The 18,467-nt window shown below is 36.0% G+C and carries 20 protein-coding genes and 1 tRNA gene; 13 read left to right on the forward strand and 8 right to left on the reverse strand.

The window, feature by feature from the left end:
• Nucleotide 1 precedes the first annotated feature (1 nt).
• The 7 genes from H560_RS0115645 to H560_RS0115675 form a co-directional block, all read right to left on the reverse strand.
• Nucleotides 2–1,003, reverse strand: coding sequence for a PD-(D/E)XK nuclease-like domain-containing protein (locus tag H560_RS0115645; RefSeq protein ID WP_175608784.1), 1,002 nt, complete (start codon nt 1,001–1,003; stop codon nt 2–4).
• Nucleotides 1,004–1,014: 11 nt separating this feature from the next.
• Complete coding sequence (locus tag H560_RS0115650) at nt 1,015–1,737, reverse strand: ERF family protein (RefSeq protein ID WP_027380896.1); 723 nt, start codon at nt 1,735–1,737, stop codon at nt 1,015–1,017.
• The gene (locus tag H560_RS0115655; RefSeq protein WP_162143865.1) at nt 1,724–1,963 is read right to left on the reverse strand and encodes a hypothetical protein; all 240 of its coding nucleotides are present in this window, start codon (nt 1,961–1,963) and stop codon (nt 1,724–1,726) included. Before H560_RS0115655 ends, H560_RS0115650 begins: the two co-directional genes overlap by 14 nt.
• Nucleotides 1,964–2,074: 111 nt before the next feature.
• A complete protein-coding gene (locus H560_RS0115660) occupies nt 2,075–2,386 on the reverse strand; it encodes a hypothetical protein (protein ID WP_139326100.1) in 312 nt (103 codons plus the stop codon).
• Nucleotides 2,387–2,390: 4 nt separating this feature from the next.
• The gene (locus H560_RS0115665; protein ID WP_027380899.1) at nt 2,391–2,768 is read right to left on the reverse strand and encodes a hypothetical protein; all 378 of its coding nucleotides are present in this window, start codon (nt 2,766–2,768) and stop codon (nt 2,391–2,393) included.
• Between the two features lie 56 nt (nt 2,769–2,824).
• A complete protein-coding gene (locus tag H560_RS0115670; protein WP_027380900.1) occupies nt 2,825–3,022 on the reverse strand; it encodes a hypothetical protein in 198 nt (65 codons plus the stop codon).
• Between the two features lies 1 nt (nt 3,023).
• Complete coding sequence (locus tag H560_RS0115675; RefSeq protein ID WP_027380901.1) at nt 3,024–3,266, reverse strand: hypothetical protein; 243 nt, start codon at nt 3,264–3,266, stop codon at nt 3,024–3,026.
• Between the two features lie 111 nt (nt 3,267–3,377).
• On the opposite strand from H560_RS0115675, the gene H560_RS21845 reads away from it, so the two are divergent.
• The 8 genes from H560_RS21845 (at nt 3,378) to H560_RS0115715 (ending at nt 13,191) form a co-directional block, all read left to right on the forward strand.
• Nucleotides 3,378–4,037, forward strand: a complete 660-nt coding sequence (locus tag H560_RS21845; protein WP_051289362.1) for a helix-turn-helix domain-containing protein — start codon at nt 3,378–3,380, stop codon at nt 4,035–4,037.
• A gap of 13 nt (nt 4,038–4,050) precedes the next feature.
• Nucleotides 4,051–4,497 carry a hypothetical protein gene (locus H560_RS0115685; RefSeq protein ID WP_027380902.1) on the forward strand — a complete coding sequence of 149 codons (447 nt, stop codon included), beginning with the start codon at nt 4,051–4,053 and terminating at the stop codon, nt 4,495–4,497.
• Between the two features lies 1 nt (nt 4,498).
• Complete coding sequence (locus H560_RS0115690; protein ID WP_027380903.1) at nt 4,499–4,810, forward strand: hypothetical protein; 312 nt, start codon at nt 4,499–4,501, stop codon at nt 4,808–4,810.
• A gap of 434 nt (nt 4,811–5,244) precedes the next feature.
• A complete protein-coding gene (locus H560_RS0115695; protein WP_027380904.1) occupies nt 5,245–5,925 on the forward strand; it encodes a response regulator transcription factor in 681 nt (226 codons plus the stop codon).
• A gap of 9 nt (nt 5,926–5,934) precedes the next feature.
• Complete coding sequence (locus tag H560_RS0115700) at nt 5,935–7,299, forward strand: ATP-binding protein (RefSeq protein ID WP_027380905.1); 1,365 nt, start codon at nt 5,935–5,937, stop codon at nt 7,297–7,299.
• Between the two features lie 317 nt (nt 7,300–7,616).
• Entirely contained in the window at nt 7,617–8,858 is a 1,242-nt protein-coding gene (locus H560_RS0115705) for a TolC family protein (protein WP_027380906.1), read from the forward strand.
• A 1-nt stretch (nt 8,859) separates the two neighbouring features.
• On the forward strand, nt 8,860–9,945 hold the full coding sequence (locus H560_RS0115710) for an efflux RND transporter periplasmic adaptor subunit (protein WP_027380907.1): 1,086 nt from the start codon (nt 8,860–8,862) through the stop codon (nt 9,943–9,945).
• A gap of 147 nt (nt 9,946–10,092) precedes the next feature.
• The gene (locus H560_RS0115715) at nt 10,093–13,191 is read left to right on the forward strand and encodes an efflux RND transporter permease subunit (protein WP_027380908.1); all 3,099 of its coding nucleotides are present in this window, start codon (nt 10,093–10,095) and stop codon (nt 13,189–13,191) included.
• Nucleotides 13,192–13,274: 83 nt separating this feature from the next.
• Here H560_RS0115715 and H560_RS0115720 read toward each other — a convergent pair whose 3' ends face one another.
• Nucleotides 13,275–14,774: a DUF4394 domain-containing protein gene (locus tag H560_RS0115720; RefSeq protein ID WP_027380909.1), complete on the reverse strand. Its 1,500-nt coding sequence runs from the start codon at nt 14,772–14,774 to the stop codon at nt 13,275–13,277.
• 333 nt (nt 14,775–15,107) lie between these two features.
• Here H560_RS0115720 and tuf point away from each other — a divergent pair, with 333 nt between their 5' ends.
• The 5 genes from tuf to H560_RS0115750 all read left to right on the forward strand — a co-directional run bounded on the left by tuf (nt 15,108) and on the right by H560_RS0115750 (nt 18,439).
• Nucleotides 15,108–16,295, forward strand: coding sequence for an elongation factor Tu (gene tuf / locus H560_RS0115730; protein ID WP_027380911.1), 1,188 nt, complete (start codon nt 15,108–15,110; stop codon nt 16,293–16,295).
• A gap of 56 nt (nt 16,296–16,351) precedes the next feature.
• Nucleotides 16,352–16,422: transfer RNA gene (locus tag H560_RS0115735), tRNA-Trp, on the forward strand.
• Between the two features lie 12 nt (nt 16,423–16,434).
• Nucleotides 16,435–16,641, forward strand: coding sequence for a preprotein translocase subunit SecE (gene secE, locus H560_RS0115740; protein WP_027380912.1), 207 nt, complete (start codon nt 16,435–16,437; stop codon nt 16,639–16,641).
• Nucleotides 16,642–16,662: 21 nt separating this feature from the next.
• The gene (gene nusG, locus H560_RS0115745) at nt 16,663–17,205 is read left to right on the forward strand and encodes a transcription termination/antitermination protein NusG (protein WP_027380913.1); all 543 of its coding nucleotides are present in this window, start codon (nt 16,663–16,665) and stop codon (nt 17,203–17,205) included.
• 370 nt (nt 17,206–17,575) lie between these two features.
• Nucleotides 17,576–18,439, forward strand: coding sequence for a hypothetical protein (locus H560_RS0115750; RefSeq protein ID WP_027380914.1), 864 nt, complete (start codon nt 17,576–17,578; stop codon nt 18,437–18,439).
• Nucleotides 18,440–18,467 lie beyond the last annotated feature (28 nt).

An 18,467-nucleotide genomic window follows, 5' to 3' on the forward strand; every position in this document is an offset into this window, starting at 1 on the left:
ATTATTCGTCTTGAAAAATTGTCATATCAAATCCTGCAGCCCATTGTGGTTTATAAAGGATGTTTTTGCTCTTGAAATAATCGTACGATCTGTCAAAGGCTCTTTCATTTACCATTTTATTCAGACGCATCATATAGTACTCGAATTTTCGTTTACAGTAATCTATATAACCTACCTCAACCTCCGGAACCGAATAGTTGAATTTATCATCGTACAGTACATACTTAAATTTTGGATTTGTGGAAAGTCCCAGAATTTCCAAACCTGTTGCGTAAACTCCGATCTGCATTTCATAGTCGTATTTTTCAATCTCCCATTTGAATTTATCAGGGTTTAGTTGCGATACGAATTTGAAATCATGAAAAAGAGTAGGCGACCAAGTGTCAAGAATCGCAACGAATTTCCAACCCATATATTCAAACCTGATCTTCTTTTGAAATTCTTCGCAAACACATAACTCATCTGCAACGTCTGGAGCATTTTTTAGATGATCAGAAATTTTTACAGCTTTATCATATTCCTCCTGAGTAACGCAATCCTTTCCACTTAGAAGCGCTCTGCAATATGCCTTCAGATGTAAAACATTTTCAATCTTTCCGGATTTATAATTGTCTTTAAATGCCTGCTCAAAAACTTTATCAAAATCAGTTGCAAGATCTAATGGGTGAGCGTTCATAATATCATTTACCATTTCTTCCTGATTTCCTTTTGATGGTCCCTTTGAAAGGATTGCAAATTTTTCATGGAATTTGTGATCTTCCAAAACAAGGCAGTCAACCAAGCTTCCGAAATTCATTCCTGCATTTTTACTTTTCGGTTTAAGTAAAGCACTCATAAAATTTATAGGACTATCAAGATTTTTTAATTTGGAGTAAGACATTGAAATGTCTCTCGTAATTAATCTTTCTATTAAAATCTCTCGCTCAGATCTATTATCCGGTTGCTCAATAGGAGCGATATTTACTGCTTCCTGTTCTTGAGCTTCTATTGCTGAATTTTTCATTGCTCCCATAACTATTGAATTTGAAATTTGGTTTTAAGAAGTTCTACGGTTTTGTTTGCTAACCTGTATTTTTTCTGAATTGCTGCCAATGATGGTTTTTTCTCTCCGGCTTTTATGGCTGCTTCCATATTTTTCCAGTTCTCATCATTCTCATTTAGATATGGCAGAGTTTTATTTTGTTGAGCAGGAGTATTGGCAGGTTTATTTTCTGGAGTTTGAGCTGGAGAAGTATTTTGAGGTTTTTCATCATCAACTTTTTTTCTCAACTCATTATCAATATCATCTTCGTCTGTTGGAATATGGAAGAACTTTAAGAAGAAATATCTTTCAGCGTAGGTAAGAGCGGAACCAAGACCTTTCTCCCATTCATTCTGGCCATTTGCGCCGAATAAATTTTCGTCTTTCTCGCCAGTTTCTACATCAACCCACGTGAAGCGCATCATTACTTTAGAAAGAATTTCAGCTTTAGGTTTTTGATATTCTACTTTAGTATTTTGACCATTTATATTTTCCCATTTAGTGGCCTTTGTAGTGTAATCCTGTCGATCATTTTCGATGGATAATATTTCTTGTTTAAGAATTAAGCCCAATTCGTTCATTAAGGGACGGATAAATTCTAAAACTTTGGCACCAGATACATATTCATAACCAAAAGAGTCGGAGCCTGATCTTTTATCTTTACCAAATCCATTGATTTTACATTGAATTTGATGGAGTTTTTTATAGATTGACATTTTCAAGGTGTGTTTTGAAGTTTTGTAATTCTGTGATAGCATTTCCAAGCTTTTCAATCATTTCCTTTTTGCCTTCAGGATTATTTATCTGATTATGCCATCTAATTGATCCGTGACAATCTGAAAGTCTCGCGATGGCTTTTCCATCTTCGTAAATTTTACAATGAATAGCACTCATGGAATCGATGCTGTCTGGTGCTATGAAAGATTTTTTATTGTAGCTCATTTTAATAGAATTTTCCTTTATACCAGTATTGTTTGAAATATCTTCGAGAGTTGACATTGAGAAATGTTACTTTTTCCCCGAATATCATTGCGATCATTCTTTTCATAATTATTAAGCTGTTTTGGAAAATTGAGATCTTAATTTTAGAATGTCATTCATCTGTTTAGCGTAGTATTTAGCTTTATCTTTATCATCAGTCCAGACTGAATGTGTATTTGAGGAAAATACCTTTTCAGGAATAAACTGATCTTTATTTATTAGATATAAAGTGCCTTCTGTTTTAGTTCCCCATACTGCATCAATACCACTTACAAAGAGTGCTTTTTCGCCGACACATAAAACTTTTTGTTCAGTAACCTGTGCTTCCTGAGTAGAGAAATTAATTCCTACATCATAAACTGTTTGTTCTACTTTGTAACTCATAATTTTAAATTCTACCATATCCGTAATTAGCCCATAATTCACTCTGTTCTGCCAAGTATTCTCTATGAGATTGAATACTTCTCTCTTCAGCGCCGAGCTGATCTTCTCTGAAAGCGTCAAGTTCTCTCTCTAAATCCTTTCCAACTGAACAAATCTTTTCATCCTCACGATAAAGGCAGTATGTACCAACATTTGTCATTTTAATCGTCCAAAATGCATTGCTATCATCCAAGAATAATCCGAACCAATTATTTATTTTAACATTTTCGTCTACTTCAAAATCGATGAATTCTAAGTTGTTTGCTAATTGAACTGCTTTTCTGAAATCTTTTTCAGTTGGAGAGTTTGTAAATTGTTTTTTGTTTTGTACTTTTGTGTCCATTACTGTTTGACTTTTTTAGGTTAAACTTTCGCCGTCTGTTACCGCAGATGGCTTTTTTATTTTCTTTTGTGGAAAGCTTTTCTGGCTTCCTCTTTTATTTGTTCTGCTTTAGTTTTTTTCAACTTCCCTGGGGTAGTTCCTACGCTACCCCGAGAAGTATTCATTTCAGCTTTAACAAAGGCAGATAATGTTTCTATTTTATCAAGTGCGGAGAGAATGACTACCGCTCTTTCTGGGCTAATTTCTCCTATCATATCATGTAATTATTTCTGATTCAAATATTTGTTCATCTTTCCATTCAGTGTGTTTTTTAAATGACTCAATGAAAAAATAATTTTCAAGCGTCTTTGAATTTCTGTATGCAGCCAGATATAGCGCTGATTCTCTCATCCCTATTTCTGATGCAATAGTTACTCTTAAATCATAATCATCTTGAATTTTACGGGAAACCGTAGTTTTGATTTTTCTGTTATTCACTATATTTGTTTGCTCTTTCATTTTGAAATTTCTTTTTGTAATATCAATTTGATATAGCAAAAGTAACAAAAAGTTACATATAAAAAAATAAAATGTAACAAATTTTCTCTTTAATTGTATAACTTATTGATAATGAGCGAATTTAATTTATCTGAACAAAGAAAGAAATTAGGATTAACTCAGCAAGAATTAGCTGATGAATTAAAACTTTCTCGAAAAACCATAAATAATTATGAGAAATCGGGTAATATTCCTGATAGCGTAAGGTTACTTATCAGAAATTTTTTTGAGTTAAGAAATGAGAATGGTCTTGATAATGTAACTAAAAGGGAAAATTTGTTACTTCCTAAAGACGGAGTTAAACTAGGCATTCCATTTTATAACGTTGATTTTGCCGGAGGATGGAGTAGTGAAGTTCTTTTTTCAGAAGTAAGGCCGGATTTTTATATTAATAATCCAGAATTCGATAAAGCCGAGTTTGCTTGTAATTTGATTGGTCATTCCATTTCACGTAGAATCCCTCATCGTTCAATCATAGGATTAAGATTAATTGAAGATTGGCAAACATATTTTCCAACAAATGAATTATATGGAATAGTTATGAAAAATGAACTTCGAACAGTGAAAATTGTGAAAAGAAGTAAGGAAAAGGAAGGGTATTTAACTTTAATTCCGGATCCGCTTCCTGAATTTAATCAAACCCAATATGAGCCTGAAGAGGTTCCGATAGAATTTGTATCAAGATTTTATCAACTAATAGCTTGGGCTCAATTTGAAAGAATATCAATGTAAAAAATAAAAGATCATGAGAAAAATATTGTTCATCTTTTTACTTATCTCAACTTTAGGTTTTGCGCAAACAACTGAGGTAATTCCAAATTCTAATTTTATCGAGAAAAAAGAATTGATTTTTAAAGATGGTAAACTACATATAGAAAAAAAGATTTTTTTGGAAAATGGAAAGAATGAAAGCATCCCTGTGAAACTTGATTTTTTTGGTGATGAAACAGTTTTAAATTTTGATTTAAAAAAAGTAGATAAAATTATTTTATCAGCTGCTGAAAACGCAAAATATAAACTTAAAAGTCCCTCAACTTTTAGACCGTATTCAATAGTGATAAGACCTATCAATAAAGATTATTGGTATACAAATGTTTTCTTTTCTGGGGAGAATGATTATGGAGCTAAAAAGGATTCAAGTTCGATGGCTGAAATTGATAATGAGGGTAATGTTTTAAAAGACTATAATTAAAATGACTACTTCAGATCAAAAAATATTAGAATTTGTACAAATCCTTAAAAATCTAAATGAGATAAGATTTGATCGGGATTTCTATACTCCGATTGGTATGACCAAATTTGTATTTTCTAATATTAAGAATCAAGATAAATATCCTGATAGACAATCCTGGCATTTCACAGCTGAGCATATAAGGTTGATATGTGAGGTTTTTAATGCAGATTCAAATTTTTTCTTTGGTTTAGCCGATCAACCCTTTAGAAAATTAAAAAAGAAGGGTAACATCAACGGTAACATTAAGCTAAATAAGATAATAGATAATTAAAATTAATAAAACGTAAATGATTGATTTTCAACGTTAATCTATTTTTGTTAAAAAGTTTGCTTCCTTGGTAAGGAAGAGGTCACGGGTTCAAGTCCCGTAGTTGGCTCTCATTTTAATCCCGATTTTCTCGGGATTTTTTTTGCTCATAATTTAAAATTGATACTTGACGTTTGGGCATTAAGGCTTATTAAGCTCTCAAGAGTATTAAGCATGGATGGGGATTACTTAATTTGGAAAAGAAGATTAAGAAAGTTACTCTGGGACTTACAATGTTGAAAAGCTTGATGAAGCTTACTTCCTTCCCCCAACTCCCAGCTTCATTGCTTATAAAAAATCAAAACCCTCCTTAAAATTTTATTAAAGTCTACCTTTCACGGTCTTACTTCTTTCAGCATCCTGAAAATTTTCGCTACATTCGTATAAATAAATTTTCGATGAATATTCTTTTATTGGAAGACGACCTTATTTTGTCCGCAGAGCTTTGTAAGTTTTTAGAATCAAATAATTTTACGTGCGACAAAATTTATGACGGAGAAACTTTCCTCCGCCAGATAAAAAACAGCACCTACGATATGTATCTGCTGGATATCAACGTTCCTAAAATTAATGGACTGGATGTCTGCCAGACCATTCGTTCTTTCGATAAAAACACGCCTATTATTATCATTTCGGCCTATGGAGATCTTTCGGATAAAAAAGATGCCTTTACAAGGCTGGCGGATGATTATCTGGTGAAACCTTTCCAGTTTGAAGAATTGCTTTTACGGATGAATTCTTTACTCAGAAGAAAGGCTCCAGCAGAAAATACAGATCAGGATATCCTCAGAATAGATGATTTAATTATCAATAAAACCGAGCAGAAAGTTTATCGTGGAGGAAATGAAATTGCTCTCACTTTAAAGGAATTCCAGCTCTTGGTTTATCTGGCGGAAGCGCAGGGGAGAACTGTTTCCAAGCAGCAGATTACGGAACATGTCTGGGAACATAATTTTAATACGAATACCAATACGGTAGAAGTTTACATTAATTTCCTGAGAAAGAAAATAGATAAAGATTTTAAAGTTAAGCTTATTCATACACGTTCAGGATTCGGGTATTATTTAAGTCCATTATAAAATATAAGGATGTCTTTAAAAAGGAAGATCGCGCTCAATCTCAGTATTGCCTTTTCATTGCTTTTCGGTATTGTGATGGCGGTGATTTATATGTCCTTTAACGATTTCAGAAGAGAAGAGTTTAAAGAAAGATTCAGGCAGAGACTGGAATTTACTTCCCATTTCATCGCAAAATCTAAAGATTTCGAAGAAGAAGCACCCGTTTTTTTTAATGAGAATTCGGATAATATTCTACTCAATGAAACCATTCTGATTTTTAACAGTCAGAAGGAATTAATCTACAGCACCATAAAAGACAAGAATGTCACCTGGGACGATGGTTTATTAAAAGAGCTTGATGAAAAGAAAGTTATTTATTCCGAAAAAACGGTTCCTGAAATTTACGCCGCATTAAGAAAAATTAATGGTGAAAATTATTACATCCTCACAAGTGCCCTGGATACCAACGGGAAATCAAAATTAGCATATCTAAAATACCTTTTAATAACGGCCTATGTAATGAGCACGCTGCTCATCGGTTTTTTCAGTTATTATTTCATGGGGCAGTTTTTAAAACCGCTGGAAGATCTTAATCAGGAGATTTCAGAAGTTACGGCCCACAAGCTCACTACCCAGATTCCGGTTCGGGAATCCAATGACGAAATCAATGTTCTTGCCCAGTCATTCAATACAATGATAAAAAGGCTGGATGATGTTTTCCAGTCTCAGAAGGATTTTACAGCCAGTGCTTCCCACGAAATCCGTACGCCGATTACCAGGATGGCTTTTCAGCTGGAAAACCTGATAAAGCTCGGGCAGCATTCACCTGAGACTTTGTCTTCATTAAAACAGATCCAGAAGGATATTTATCAATTGTCTGATCTAACGAATTCTCTTTTGCTTTTAACAAAATTTGACAAAGAAAATATTCAAAGCATTTATGAAGAAGTAAGAATTGATGAGGTGATTTTTGAATCATTCGAAGCGGTGGAAAAAAGCTATCCAAAACTTAAAATGGATTTCCTGATTTCTGAGAATACTTCTGAAAACGCATTATTGACTATAAACGGCATTCAGTCTTTGCTGGATATTGTTTTTATTAATTTATTTAAAAATGCAGCTGTTTATTCAGACAATGCGGAAGTTGATGTTCTGATTACCGAAAATGATGAAATTCTCATCGTAGATGTCATTTCCCGCGGAAATACGATTCCTGAGGAAGAGCAGCCAAAATTATTTGATGCTTTCATGAGGGGAAATAATTCACAAAATATTACCGGATCCGGCCTAGGTCTCCGCATTGTAAAAAGAATCCTTGAATATCACGGCGCAAAAATTATCTACACCTCTCCTGCAGAATTATTGAATAAGTTTACTGTGATTTTTAATAAGTAGTTTTTTTTTTGAACACAAAGTTCACAAAGTTTTTTTAATGAACTAATTGTTTAGTTTCACAAAGCCGTTTCACTTAACAAAGCCAAAGGTAAGCAGCATTTCTCTTTTAAGTGAAACGGCTTCGTGAAACTATATTACGTAAAAATTTAAAAGAAATCTCTGTGGACTTTGTGTTCAAAAAAATAAAAACCCAAAATATTCAAATTTCAACACCCTTTAAAATTAATCCTTCCAGGTAAATTTAATTTTATTTTAAGCACCCTTTAAGGTCGTTTTAATAGCAGAAAAGCATTTTTGTATCATAAAATCAATTAAAAATGAACAAAATTGCAGGGCTGTTTTTTGCCATATCTTCATTACTGGCAGGGCAACAGCAGATGACGCTTTTGGATTGTGAAGAGGCTTTTCAGAAGAATAATTTACAACTGCTTGCCGAACAGTACAACATCAACATGGCTGATGCAGATATCCTGCAGGCCAGAATCTGGGAGCTTCCGCAATTGAGCGGACAAATAAATGCATACAACCCCGAAGACAGGAAAGTTTTCGATATCGGACATGCAAAAGGAGCGGAAATCAGCCAGCTGATCTATATGGGGGGTAAAAAGAAAAACGAAATCGCCTTCGCCAAATCAAACAAAGAACTGGCTCAGCTGCAGTTCTCCCAATTGCTTATCGATTTGAAGGCTCAGCTCCGTACCGCTTATTTCAATCTTTATTATGAAAAATTAAAGCTGGAAAATACCAATAAACAGCTTACTTATATGAATGATCTTTTGGCAGCCTATAAAGTGCAGTCGGCCAAAGGAAATGTCTCGCTGAAAGATGAAGTGAGGTTGCAAAGTATTGTGATTCAATTAAATAATGATAAAGTAGGAATTAATAAAAATATTATTGATTTTGAACAAACCCTAAAAGTTCTTACGGGAATTACAGAAGAAATAGAACCTAAAATGTCCGAAACAGAAGCAAAAGAAATTCTTACTTCTCAACCTTTTGGAGACGGCAACGAGTTACAGAAAAAAGCCCTGGAAAATAATGCAGATTATCAATATAACTTAAAATTGATAGACAACAGTAAGCTGTATGCCCAATGGCAAAAATCTCTCAACGTTCCGGATATTAATCTGGGTGCCGGTTGGGACCAGAGCGGAGGAACTTTTAAAAATGAAGTAAATCTCACCGTTGGAATTCCGCTGCCTTTATGGAAATCAAACAAAGGAAATGTAGAAAAAGCGAATTATGCCATTCAGCAGAATCAGAAAAATGCAGATTTCCAGAAATTAAACCTTGAAACCAAAGTTCAATCGGCTTATAAAACCTGGAAAACGCAGTATGATCAATTGGCACAAATCAAAACGGATGATCTTAATAATATGGAACTGGTGTATGAAGGAATGCTGAAAAACTTTAGGAAAGGAAACATCAGCCTTATTGAATTTACAGATTTTATGGACAGCTACCGGGAAACAGCGCTTCAGATTTATGATATGAAAAACCAGATCATGCAGTCGGCGGAGCAATTGAACCAATTAGTACAAACGAAAATCTTCTATTAACATGAAAAAATATATAATTCCTGTAATCCTGGCTTTGTCCATCTTATCCTGTTCAAAAAAGGAGGAAGAAGTAAAACCGCAGGCCAAAAAAGGTTTTGAGCTCAGTAATACAATGCTTCAGTCAATTTCTCTGGCGAAGGTGGAGAAAAAATATATAGAAGATGATTACAATTTTTACGGAAAAATTTCAGCAGACAAGAACAGTTATATCGACGTTTATCCGCTGGTAGGGGGAAATGTTTTGAGTGTAAATGTAGAATTGGGAGATCACGTCACCAAAGGGCAGGTTCTGGCCACTATCAGGAGTACCGAGCTTGCAGAGGTTCAGAAAGATGTAAGTGATGCAAAAACGGATTTGGTTGTTGCCCAAAATAATCTTCGTGTGGCAAAAGAAATGTACGAAGGCAAGCTGAATACCGAAAGAGATGTACTGGAAGCCAAAAGTGAACTGCAGAAAGCACAGGATCAACTGCAGAGAGCAAGTGCGGTAAGTACAGTCTATAATGTGAAAAAAGGAAATATTTACAGTGTAGTTGCCCCCATCAGCGGGTACATTGTTCAGAAAAATATCAATAAAGACATGCAGCTGAGAAGCGACAGAAGTGAAAATATTTTTGATGTGGCAAACACCACAAACGTCTGGGCAATCATGAACGTAAATGAATCTGATATTGATAAAATAAGCTTGGGAATGAAAGCACAGGTTTCAACCTTGTCTTATCCGGATAAAGTTTTTGACGGCAAAATTGATAAGATCTTCAAAATCATTGATCCCCAAACCAACGCCATGCAGGCAAGGGTGGTTTTAAACAATCAAAATGGATTATTGATTCCGGAAAGCAAAGCAACCATAAAAGTAACAAGTTCAGAAAATACAATGGCTCTTACGGTTCCTTCAAAGGCGGTCATTTTTGACGATAACAGGAGCTTTGTGGTGATTTATAAATCCAGAACAGACGTGAAAGTGAAGGAAATAAAAGTTTTAAAACAAGCCGGCGAAACAACTTATGTCTCCGAAGGTCTATCCGAAGGCGAACAGGTAATCACAAACAATCAATTACTGATTTACCGCTCTTTGAATAGTTAAAATTAAATTCTTCTAAAAGTTTTTAGCGTGCTTGGCTGAGTGAAACGCCTTTGCGAATGAAAATACGCAGAACAATAGTCACAAAAAACTTTGTGCTCTTTGCGTTAAAGAATTCAACGACTTTTTTAGGTCAACAAAAAATCCATCATGAACAAATTCATTAAAAATATAATTGCTTTTTCGTTAAAAAATAAAGCATTTACCTTTATCTGGGTAGCGATTCTGGCGGTTTCCGGTTTTATAAGCTTCAAAAATATGCCCATTGAAGCCTTTCCGGATGTCACCAATACCCAGATTGTCATTATCACCCAATGGAATGGGCGGAGCGCGGAAGAAGTAGAACGTTTTGTCACTACGCCCATCGAATTGGCGATGAGTCCGGTTCAGAAGAAAACAAGTGTGAGAAGTACCACGATGTTTGGGCTTTCCATAGTTAAAATTCTTTTTGACGACGGGGTGGATGATACTTTTGCCAGAAATCAGGTCAATAACCAATTAAGAACCGTGAGTCTTCCTGATGAGGTAGACCCTGAAGTACAGCCACCCTACGGACCCACCGGAGAGATCTTCCGCTATACTTTGCAGAGTAAAACAAAAGATTCCAGAGAATTGTTAACCTTACAAAATTGGGTCATTGACAGGGCTTTAAGAGGTGTTCCCGGAGTTGCAGACATCAATGTTTTCGGAGGGCAGGATAAAGTTTTTGAATTAAGCATTGATCCTAGAGCATTAGATAAATATAATTTGACACCATTGCAGGTTTATGATGCTGTTACGAAAAGCAATTTAAATGTCGGCGGAGATGTTATCGAAAAAAACGGGCAGGCGTATGTGGTTCGGGGGATTGGTTTAGTGAAATCCATTAATGATATTGGAAATATTACCATCGAAAATGACAATGGAAACCCTGTTTTAGTGAAAAACGTTGCCGATGTTCATGAAGGTTCTTTGCCAAGAGTAGGGCAGGCCGGTCTCAATAACCAGGAAGATACCGTAGAAGGAATTGTGGTGATGAGAAAAGGGGAAAATCCGCGTGAAGTTTTAGTAGGAGTAAAAGCTAAGATTAAAGAGCTTAATGAGAAAGTTCTGCCAAAAGACGTAAAAATGATCACTTTTTACGACCGTGATAACCTCATGGACTTCACAACAGAAACCGTTATGCATAATTTGCTGGAAGGGATTATCCTGGTAACGGTAATCGTCTTGATTTTTATGGCAGACTGGCGAACCACTCTTATTGTCTCCATTATTATTCCGCTGTCTTTATTGTTTGCTTTTTTATGTTTAAAGCTCTCAGGTATGAGTGCGAATTTACTGTCTTTAGGAGCCGTTGATTTCGGTATTATCATAGACGGAGCTGTCGTCATGGTAGAAGGTCTCTTTGTAATGCTTGACCATAAAGCCCATAAATATGGCGAAGAAAAATTCAATAAAATGGCTAAAGGAGGCTGGATCAAGCAGACCGGAACAGGCCTGGGAAAAGCAATTTTCTTTTCGAAATTAATTATCATCACTTCATTAATTCCTATTTTTTCATTCCAGAAAGTGGAAGGGAAAATGTTCTCTCCGCTGGCCTTTACATTAGGTTTTGCTTTAATGGGAGCTTTGATTTTTACCCTGACACTGGTTCCCGTTCTTTCTCACATTCTTTTAAATAAAAATGTGAAGGAAAAGAATAATCCTTTCGTGAATTTCTGGGACAGAATTGTATTAAAGGGTTTCAATTTTACTTTTAAACATAAAAAAATGAGTTTAATCGTTGCGCTTTCATTTTTAGCCGTAACCTTATTCTCAGGAAAATTTTTAGGAACGGAATTTTTACCTCAATTAAATGAAGGCTCACTCTGGATCACTGCAGAAATGCCAATGAGTTCATCATTAAAAGAATCATTAAAAACGGCCGACCTTTTAAAGAAAGACATTATGAGCTTCCCGGAAGTTACAGATGTTCTCGCACAGACGGGCAGAAGTAATGACGGAACAGACCCGAACGGATTTGGATTTGTGCAGTTTGCCGTAAATCTTCAGCCCAAAAAAGACTGGAAAAGAAAAATCACCTATGAAGAATTGATCGACGAGATTGATAAAAAGTTAAGAACCTATCAGGGTATCACATTTAATTATTCTCAGCCCATTTCAGACAATGTAGCGGAAGCTGTAGCCGGATTTAAAGCTGAAAACGGAATTAAAATTTACGGGGACAATCTCCAGACCCTCGATGCATTAGCCGAAAAGGTTTTAAAACAAATTAAAAATATAGACGGTGTAAAAGATGCTGGGATTATCAAAAATATTGGCCAGCCGGAAGTAAGTGTTATGCTGGACAGGGATAAAATGGCAGCTTACGGCGTTTCGCCCGATGATGCGCAATCTGTCCTTGAGATGGCTTTCGGAGGAAAAACAGCTTCGGAAATGTTTGATGGTGAAAGAAAATTCCCTATCCGCCTCAGATATTCACAGCAGTACAGGAAAGATGAAAATGATATTGCAGCATTAATGGTTCCTACTCAGGATGGCGCAAAAATTCCTTTGAAAGAAATCAGCACAATTGAAAAAGACAACGGAGCCGCATTTATTTACCGTGATGACATTAAAAGATATATCGGAATAAAATTCTCCATACGTGACCGGGATCTTGGGAGTACAATAGCGGATGCACAGCAGGCAGTTTCTAAAATTGACCTTCCGGACGGATATTCCGTGGGGTGGACCGGGCAGTTTGAAAACCAGCAACGGGCTTCGAAAAGGCTTGCGCAGGTAGTTCCGATTAGTATTTTGGGCATTTTCTTTCTTTTATTTATCCTTTTCGGGAATATGAAAGATTCACTTCTGGTGTTGGCTAATGTGCCTTTTGCTTTAATCGGAGGAATCATTGCCTTACATATAACAGGCATCAATTTTGGAATTTCTGCCGGAGTAGGAATGATTGCTCTTCTCGGAATATGTATTCAAAATGGGGTAATTCTTATTACAGAATTTCATCAGAATGTAAAAGACGGATTAAGCCTGGATAATGCCATACTAAATGGCGTAAAATCCAGAACTAGACCAGTTATTATGACGGCTTTGATGGCGTCCATCGGGCTGATGCCTGCCGCGTTGTCTACGGGAATTGGCTCGGAATCTCAAAAGCCTCTGGCCATTGTAATCATTGGGGGATTGATAACTGCTACAATTCTTACACTGCTTATTTTTCCTATTATCTTCTGGATTTTCAACAGAACCAGGAAGTCACAGAGAATTTAATTAATCTTTCATTCATATTATATTAAAGAATCGCGGAAAACTTTGTTTTCCGCGATTCTGCTATTGAAATAATTATTATGAGTTTAAAATCCTAATCCCACTGCAAAACCTCTTATTGCATTTGGAAAATCCGAAATGGACGTTACAGCACCGGAAGATGTATTTACACTGTAAATTTTTGTAGAACTTCCTACTGTAGCTACCAGATAAGCTTTTTGACTCATGCTTCCGATATCAAATCCGTTAGCATTTGAGATATTGATGCCCAGAGAACCGGTTTCTACCAAAGTTCCGTTATTGGGTGGGTTTTGCTGGTATAGCTTATCTGTATTATGATCTATTACAAATAGGGTGGTAGAAGTGGCTCCTGCAAAATTATTAGTATAAGCTGCGGCACTTACCATCGGGGTTCCCGGATTAAGCATTCCGTCTGATGCAGTAATTCCGCCTGTTACAGGATCCAAACGAAGATTTTGTCCTGTATTGCTCACCACGCGTATTTTATCTACAGTAGGGTTGAAATCAAATCCAAAATCTGTCCCCGCAAGCAATGTAGAAAATGGTGATCCTCCTACGGCTGTTGCGGCACCCGTTCCCAGATTAATGGTATAAATCCTGCTGGAGCTTCCCAAAGCGTACAGCTGCCCGTTTGCAGGTCTGAAATCAATTCCTAAAATATTTTCACCGGTCTGTAATCCTGCAATGGGTTTTGATACAGGCATCGGACTGTTGGGATTAAAAATCTGCAGGTTGTTTGAGTTATCAACGGCATATGCTACCGGTTCTGTAGGAATAGCTAGGTCAATAATCTGCTGCTGAAGCATTCCGATATCTGTGGCTTTACCGGAAGTGAGATTTAATAAGTGAAGATTATTATTTAATGCTAATAATGCAGTACTGTTATCATATTTAATATCAAAAGCTGCCTGTCCTGTAAAGGTAGTTCCCAGACTGCCTACTTCTACAAGAGTACCGTTATTGGGCGGGTCCTGTTTAAAAAGTTTACCGGAAGTAACATCAATATCGTACAAAACAGTAGAGGATGCTCCGGATTTGCTGTTGGTATATGCAACTCCGGTTACTGATGCGGATGAACCGCTATTGATATTTGTATCTGTAGCAGCTACCGCTCCGGTTTCAGGATGAAGTCTTAAATTTTGTCCTGTATTGCTTACCAGGCGAATTCTGTCCACCGTAGGATTAAAATCTATGGACGCTATTATCCCCGATACGGCAGGAGTGAAAGCAGTGTTGCTTACGGCTCTTGCAGAAGCATTCGAGGTATTGATAATGTAGAGTTTACTGGCATTTGACAGTGCATACAACTCTCCGGTTGCCGGCCTGAAATCAATGCTCATTAGTTTTTCCCCGGAAACAACTCCCGAAACAGATGTTTTTGAAATAAACATTTTTGGGTTATTGGAATTGAATGATACAAGCTCATTATTTGCCGTAATTCCGTATACGATAAGGTCTGGCCCTTTTATCCCGTTTTCCGGTGACATCATATCGTCTGAGTCGTTGCATGAAAATAAAATACTGATGCTGAAAAGCACCGAACAGAAGTGTAATAATTTTCTCATAATATTTATTCTTTATGGTTCGTTTTATATGTACGACAAAAAGAACGGGTACGGATTTTTATGAGTATGAAAAATGTGTAAAAAAATGCTTTTAAGATTCTATAGTATTCATAATTAAACAGATACTTTATATTTTAAGCAAAACGTCTCTCAAGGATTTTTTCAATCGGGAAAAATGTGTAAATTTGCAGTCTCAATACATTGAAATATAAGGTTTGTACTTCATTGGATTTGAATATTGAAACTTTTTTAATAAAAAGGTTTTGGTATTTGAAAAATTCATTATATTTGCACACCGAAAATTTGAAAAACAATAAATAAATAATTTAAATCATGGCAAAGGAAACGTTTAATCGTAACAAACCACACTTGAACATTGGTACTATTGGTCACGTTGACCATGGTAAAACTACACTTACTGCAGCTATCAGTAGTGTATTAGCTAACAAAGGTCTTGCTGAGAAAAAAGACTTCTCTGCTATTGACTCTGCTCCAGAAGAAAAAGAAAGAGGTATCACAATTAATACAGCTCACATCGAATACGAAACTGAAAACAGACACTACGCTCACGTTGACTGTCCAGGTCACGCGGACTATGTAAAGAACATGGTTACTGGTGCTGCTCAGATGGATGGAGCTATCTTAGTATGTGCTGCAACTGATGGACCAATGCCTCAAACTAGAGAGCACATCCTACTTTGCCGTCAGGTAAACGTGCCTAGAATCGTTGTTTTCATGAACAAAGTGGATATGGTGGATGATGCTGAGCTTTTAGAGCTTGTAGAATTAGAACTTAGAGATTTATTATCTACTTACGAATATGACGGAGATAACTCTCCAGTAATCCAGGGATCTGCTCTTGGTGCTCTTAACGGAGATGAGAAGTGGGTTAAAACTGTAGAAGAATTAATGGATGCTGTTGATACTTGGATCGAGCAGCCGGTAAGAGATCAGGATAAGCCATTCTTGATGCCAATCGAAGATGTATTCTCTATTACAGGTAGAGGTACTGTAGCAACTGGTAGAATCGAGGCTGGTGTTATCAACACTGGTGATCCAGTTGATATCGTTGGTATGGGTGATGAAAAATTAACTTCTACAATTACAGGGGTTGAGATGTTCAGAAAAATCCTAGACAGAGGTGAAGCTGGTGATAACGTAGGTCTATTGTTGAGAGGTATTGAAAAAACTGACATCAAGAGAGGTATGGTTATCGCTAAGAAAGATTCTGTGAAGCCACACAAAAAATTCAAAGCTGAGGTTTATATCCTTTCTAAAGAAGAAGGTGGACGTCACACTCCATTCCACAACAAGTACCGTCCTCAGTTCTACGTAAGAACTACTGACGTTACAGGTGAGATCTTCTTACCAGAAGGTGTAGAAATGGTAATGCCTGGTGATAACTTAACTATTACAGTAGAATTGTTACAGCCAATCGCTCTTAATGACGGACTTAGATTCGCGATCAGAGAAGGAGGTAGAACAGTAGGTGCTGGTCAGGTTACTGAAATCTTAGATTAATTATCTTAAAAATAAAAAGCTTCCGTAAGGAACTTCTTTACGGAAGCTTTTAATCTACGGGCATCGTCCAATGGTAGGATACCGGTCTCCAAAACCGTTGATCAGGGTTCGAATCCTTGTGCCCGTGCAAATAACAATTATGAGTTCATTTATCGATTTTTTAAAAGGTTCTTATAACGAATTCAGACATAAAGTTGAATGGCCAAAATGGGCTGATCTTCAATCTTCAACTATTGTTGTAACGATTGCGACAGTGATTTTGTCATTATTCACCTTTGGAGTTGATGAATTGTTTTCTAAAGCAATCAGCAACATAATAGGAATGCTAATCAACTTGTTCAATTAATAATAAAAGTATTTTCCCATAATGAGCGAATTGAAATGGTATGTGCTGAAAGCAATCAGCGGTCAGGAAAATAAAGTGAAAAACTATATTGAGACAGAAATCAAACGTCTAGGGTTTGAGCAGTACGTTACTCAGGTGGTTATTCCTATGGAAAAGGTAATTCAGGTAAGAAACGGTAAAAAAGTTCCTAAAGAAAGACCTTATTATCCTGGATACTTGATGATTGAAGCTGATCTTATGGGCGAAATTCCTCACGTTATTAAGAACATTCCCGGAGTTATATCTTTCTTAAGCTTAACAAAAGGAGGTGATCCTGTTCCGATGAGAAAGTCTGAAGTTAACAGAATGCTTGGAAGAATGGATGAGCTGTCTGAATTTGCAAGCGATGTTGAAATTCCTTATGTAGTGGGCGAAAACGTTAAAGTAATTGACGGGCCATTCAATGGATTCAACGGAACTGTTGAGAAGATTCTTGAAGATAAAAAGAAAATTGAAGTTTCTGTTCTTATCTTCGGTAGAAAAACTCCGATGGAACTTAGCTATATGCAGGTTGAAAAAGTTTAATATAAACCGTTTATATAATATAAAGACTACTGTAAAGTGGTCTTTTTTATTTTTATTACTAACCTTTTTCTTTATTTTGACGTTTAATCTTTGTGAAATTTTAATTGAAAAACCCATACAATAGTATTTTTTTCATCATTTTAGAATTCGCCTTCATTTGAAAATTTTTTCTTAAATAAGGTAGGAGTTTATTCATTTTTTAGTGAAGAATATAAATAACTTTATTACCATCTTATTTGTTTAATTTTTATATAATTATTTTAATTAATAGAAAAACTATCCAGATAATTTTAAATGTACTTTTCTCAATATTCATTTGATTTAATAATTCAAGGTTTTAATTTTGAGGAGAAATTTAATTCAAAAAAGAATGAATAAAAAATTACTATTTATTACTTCATTATTATTCTCAATAATCCATTTTGCACAAGTGGGGATTAATGCACCAAATCCTCAGGGTATGTTTCATATTGATGGTGCAAGAGATAACCCTAAAACGAGTGTACCGAGCCCTGTTCAGCAGTCAAATAATTTTGTTGTTGCCGTAAATTCCGGAGTAGGGCAGGGATCTATATCTGTTGGGGTGGGTACCGTAGCACCTACTGAGCGTATTGATGTAGCTAATGGAAACATCAGGGTAAGAGATATTAATAATACCATAGGAGTCGGCTCAGATAAACTTTTGGTAGCAGATGCTAATGGTGTTATTAAAGTTGCGGGAGGGGATGCTTTTTCCGTGGTGGATTCCGGTAACAGGATTCTGAATGCCAGTACCGGCGGTGTTTTAACTGCAGATAATGACTGGAATGATAACGAATTTACAACTTTAAGACTAAACGAACAATATGATCCAATGAATGCCTATAATCCTTCTACAGGGGAATTTGTGGTTCCTAAGGACGGACTGTATTATATGTACGGTGTTTGTGGTTTCATTACACCTTCTGTGGGTTCAGGCGATTTTGACGGCACTTCAGGTGATGCATTTACTGCATTGGTGGTAGACGGCAGCAGAGTGGCCACTGCTCATAACGTTATTTACAGGGGAACAAGAAACCCCGGAATGGCGGCTAATTTATTTTTCCTTGTAACAAACTCTACGCTATGGCTAAAAGCCGGGCAAAAAATAACTTTGCAGTTTTTGACGTATGGTACAGGAAATATGGTAGGCTCTCTCAGTGATCTTAAAATAGATAAAACTTCATCCAAACTAATCATTAACAAGATTCTATAAAAAATTACAATTTTTTTTCACTATGTGT

Origin of the sequence: Chryseobacterium daeguense DSM 19388, from assembly GCF_000430825.1 — a bacterium.
Taxonomy (GTDB): domain Bacteria; phylum Bacteroidota; class Bacteroidia; order Flavobacteriales; family Weeksellaceae; genus Chryseobacterium; species Chryseobacterium daeguense.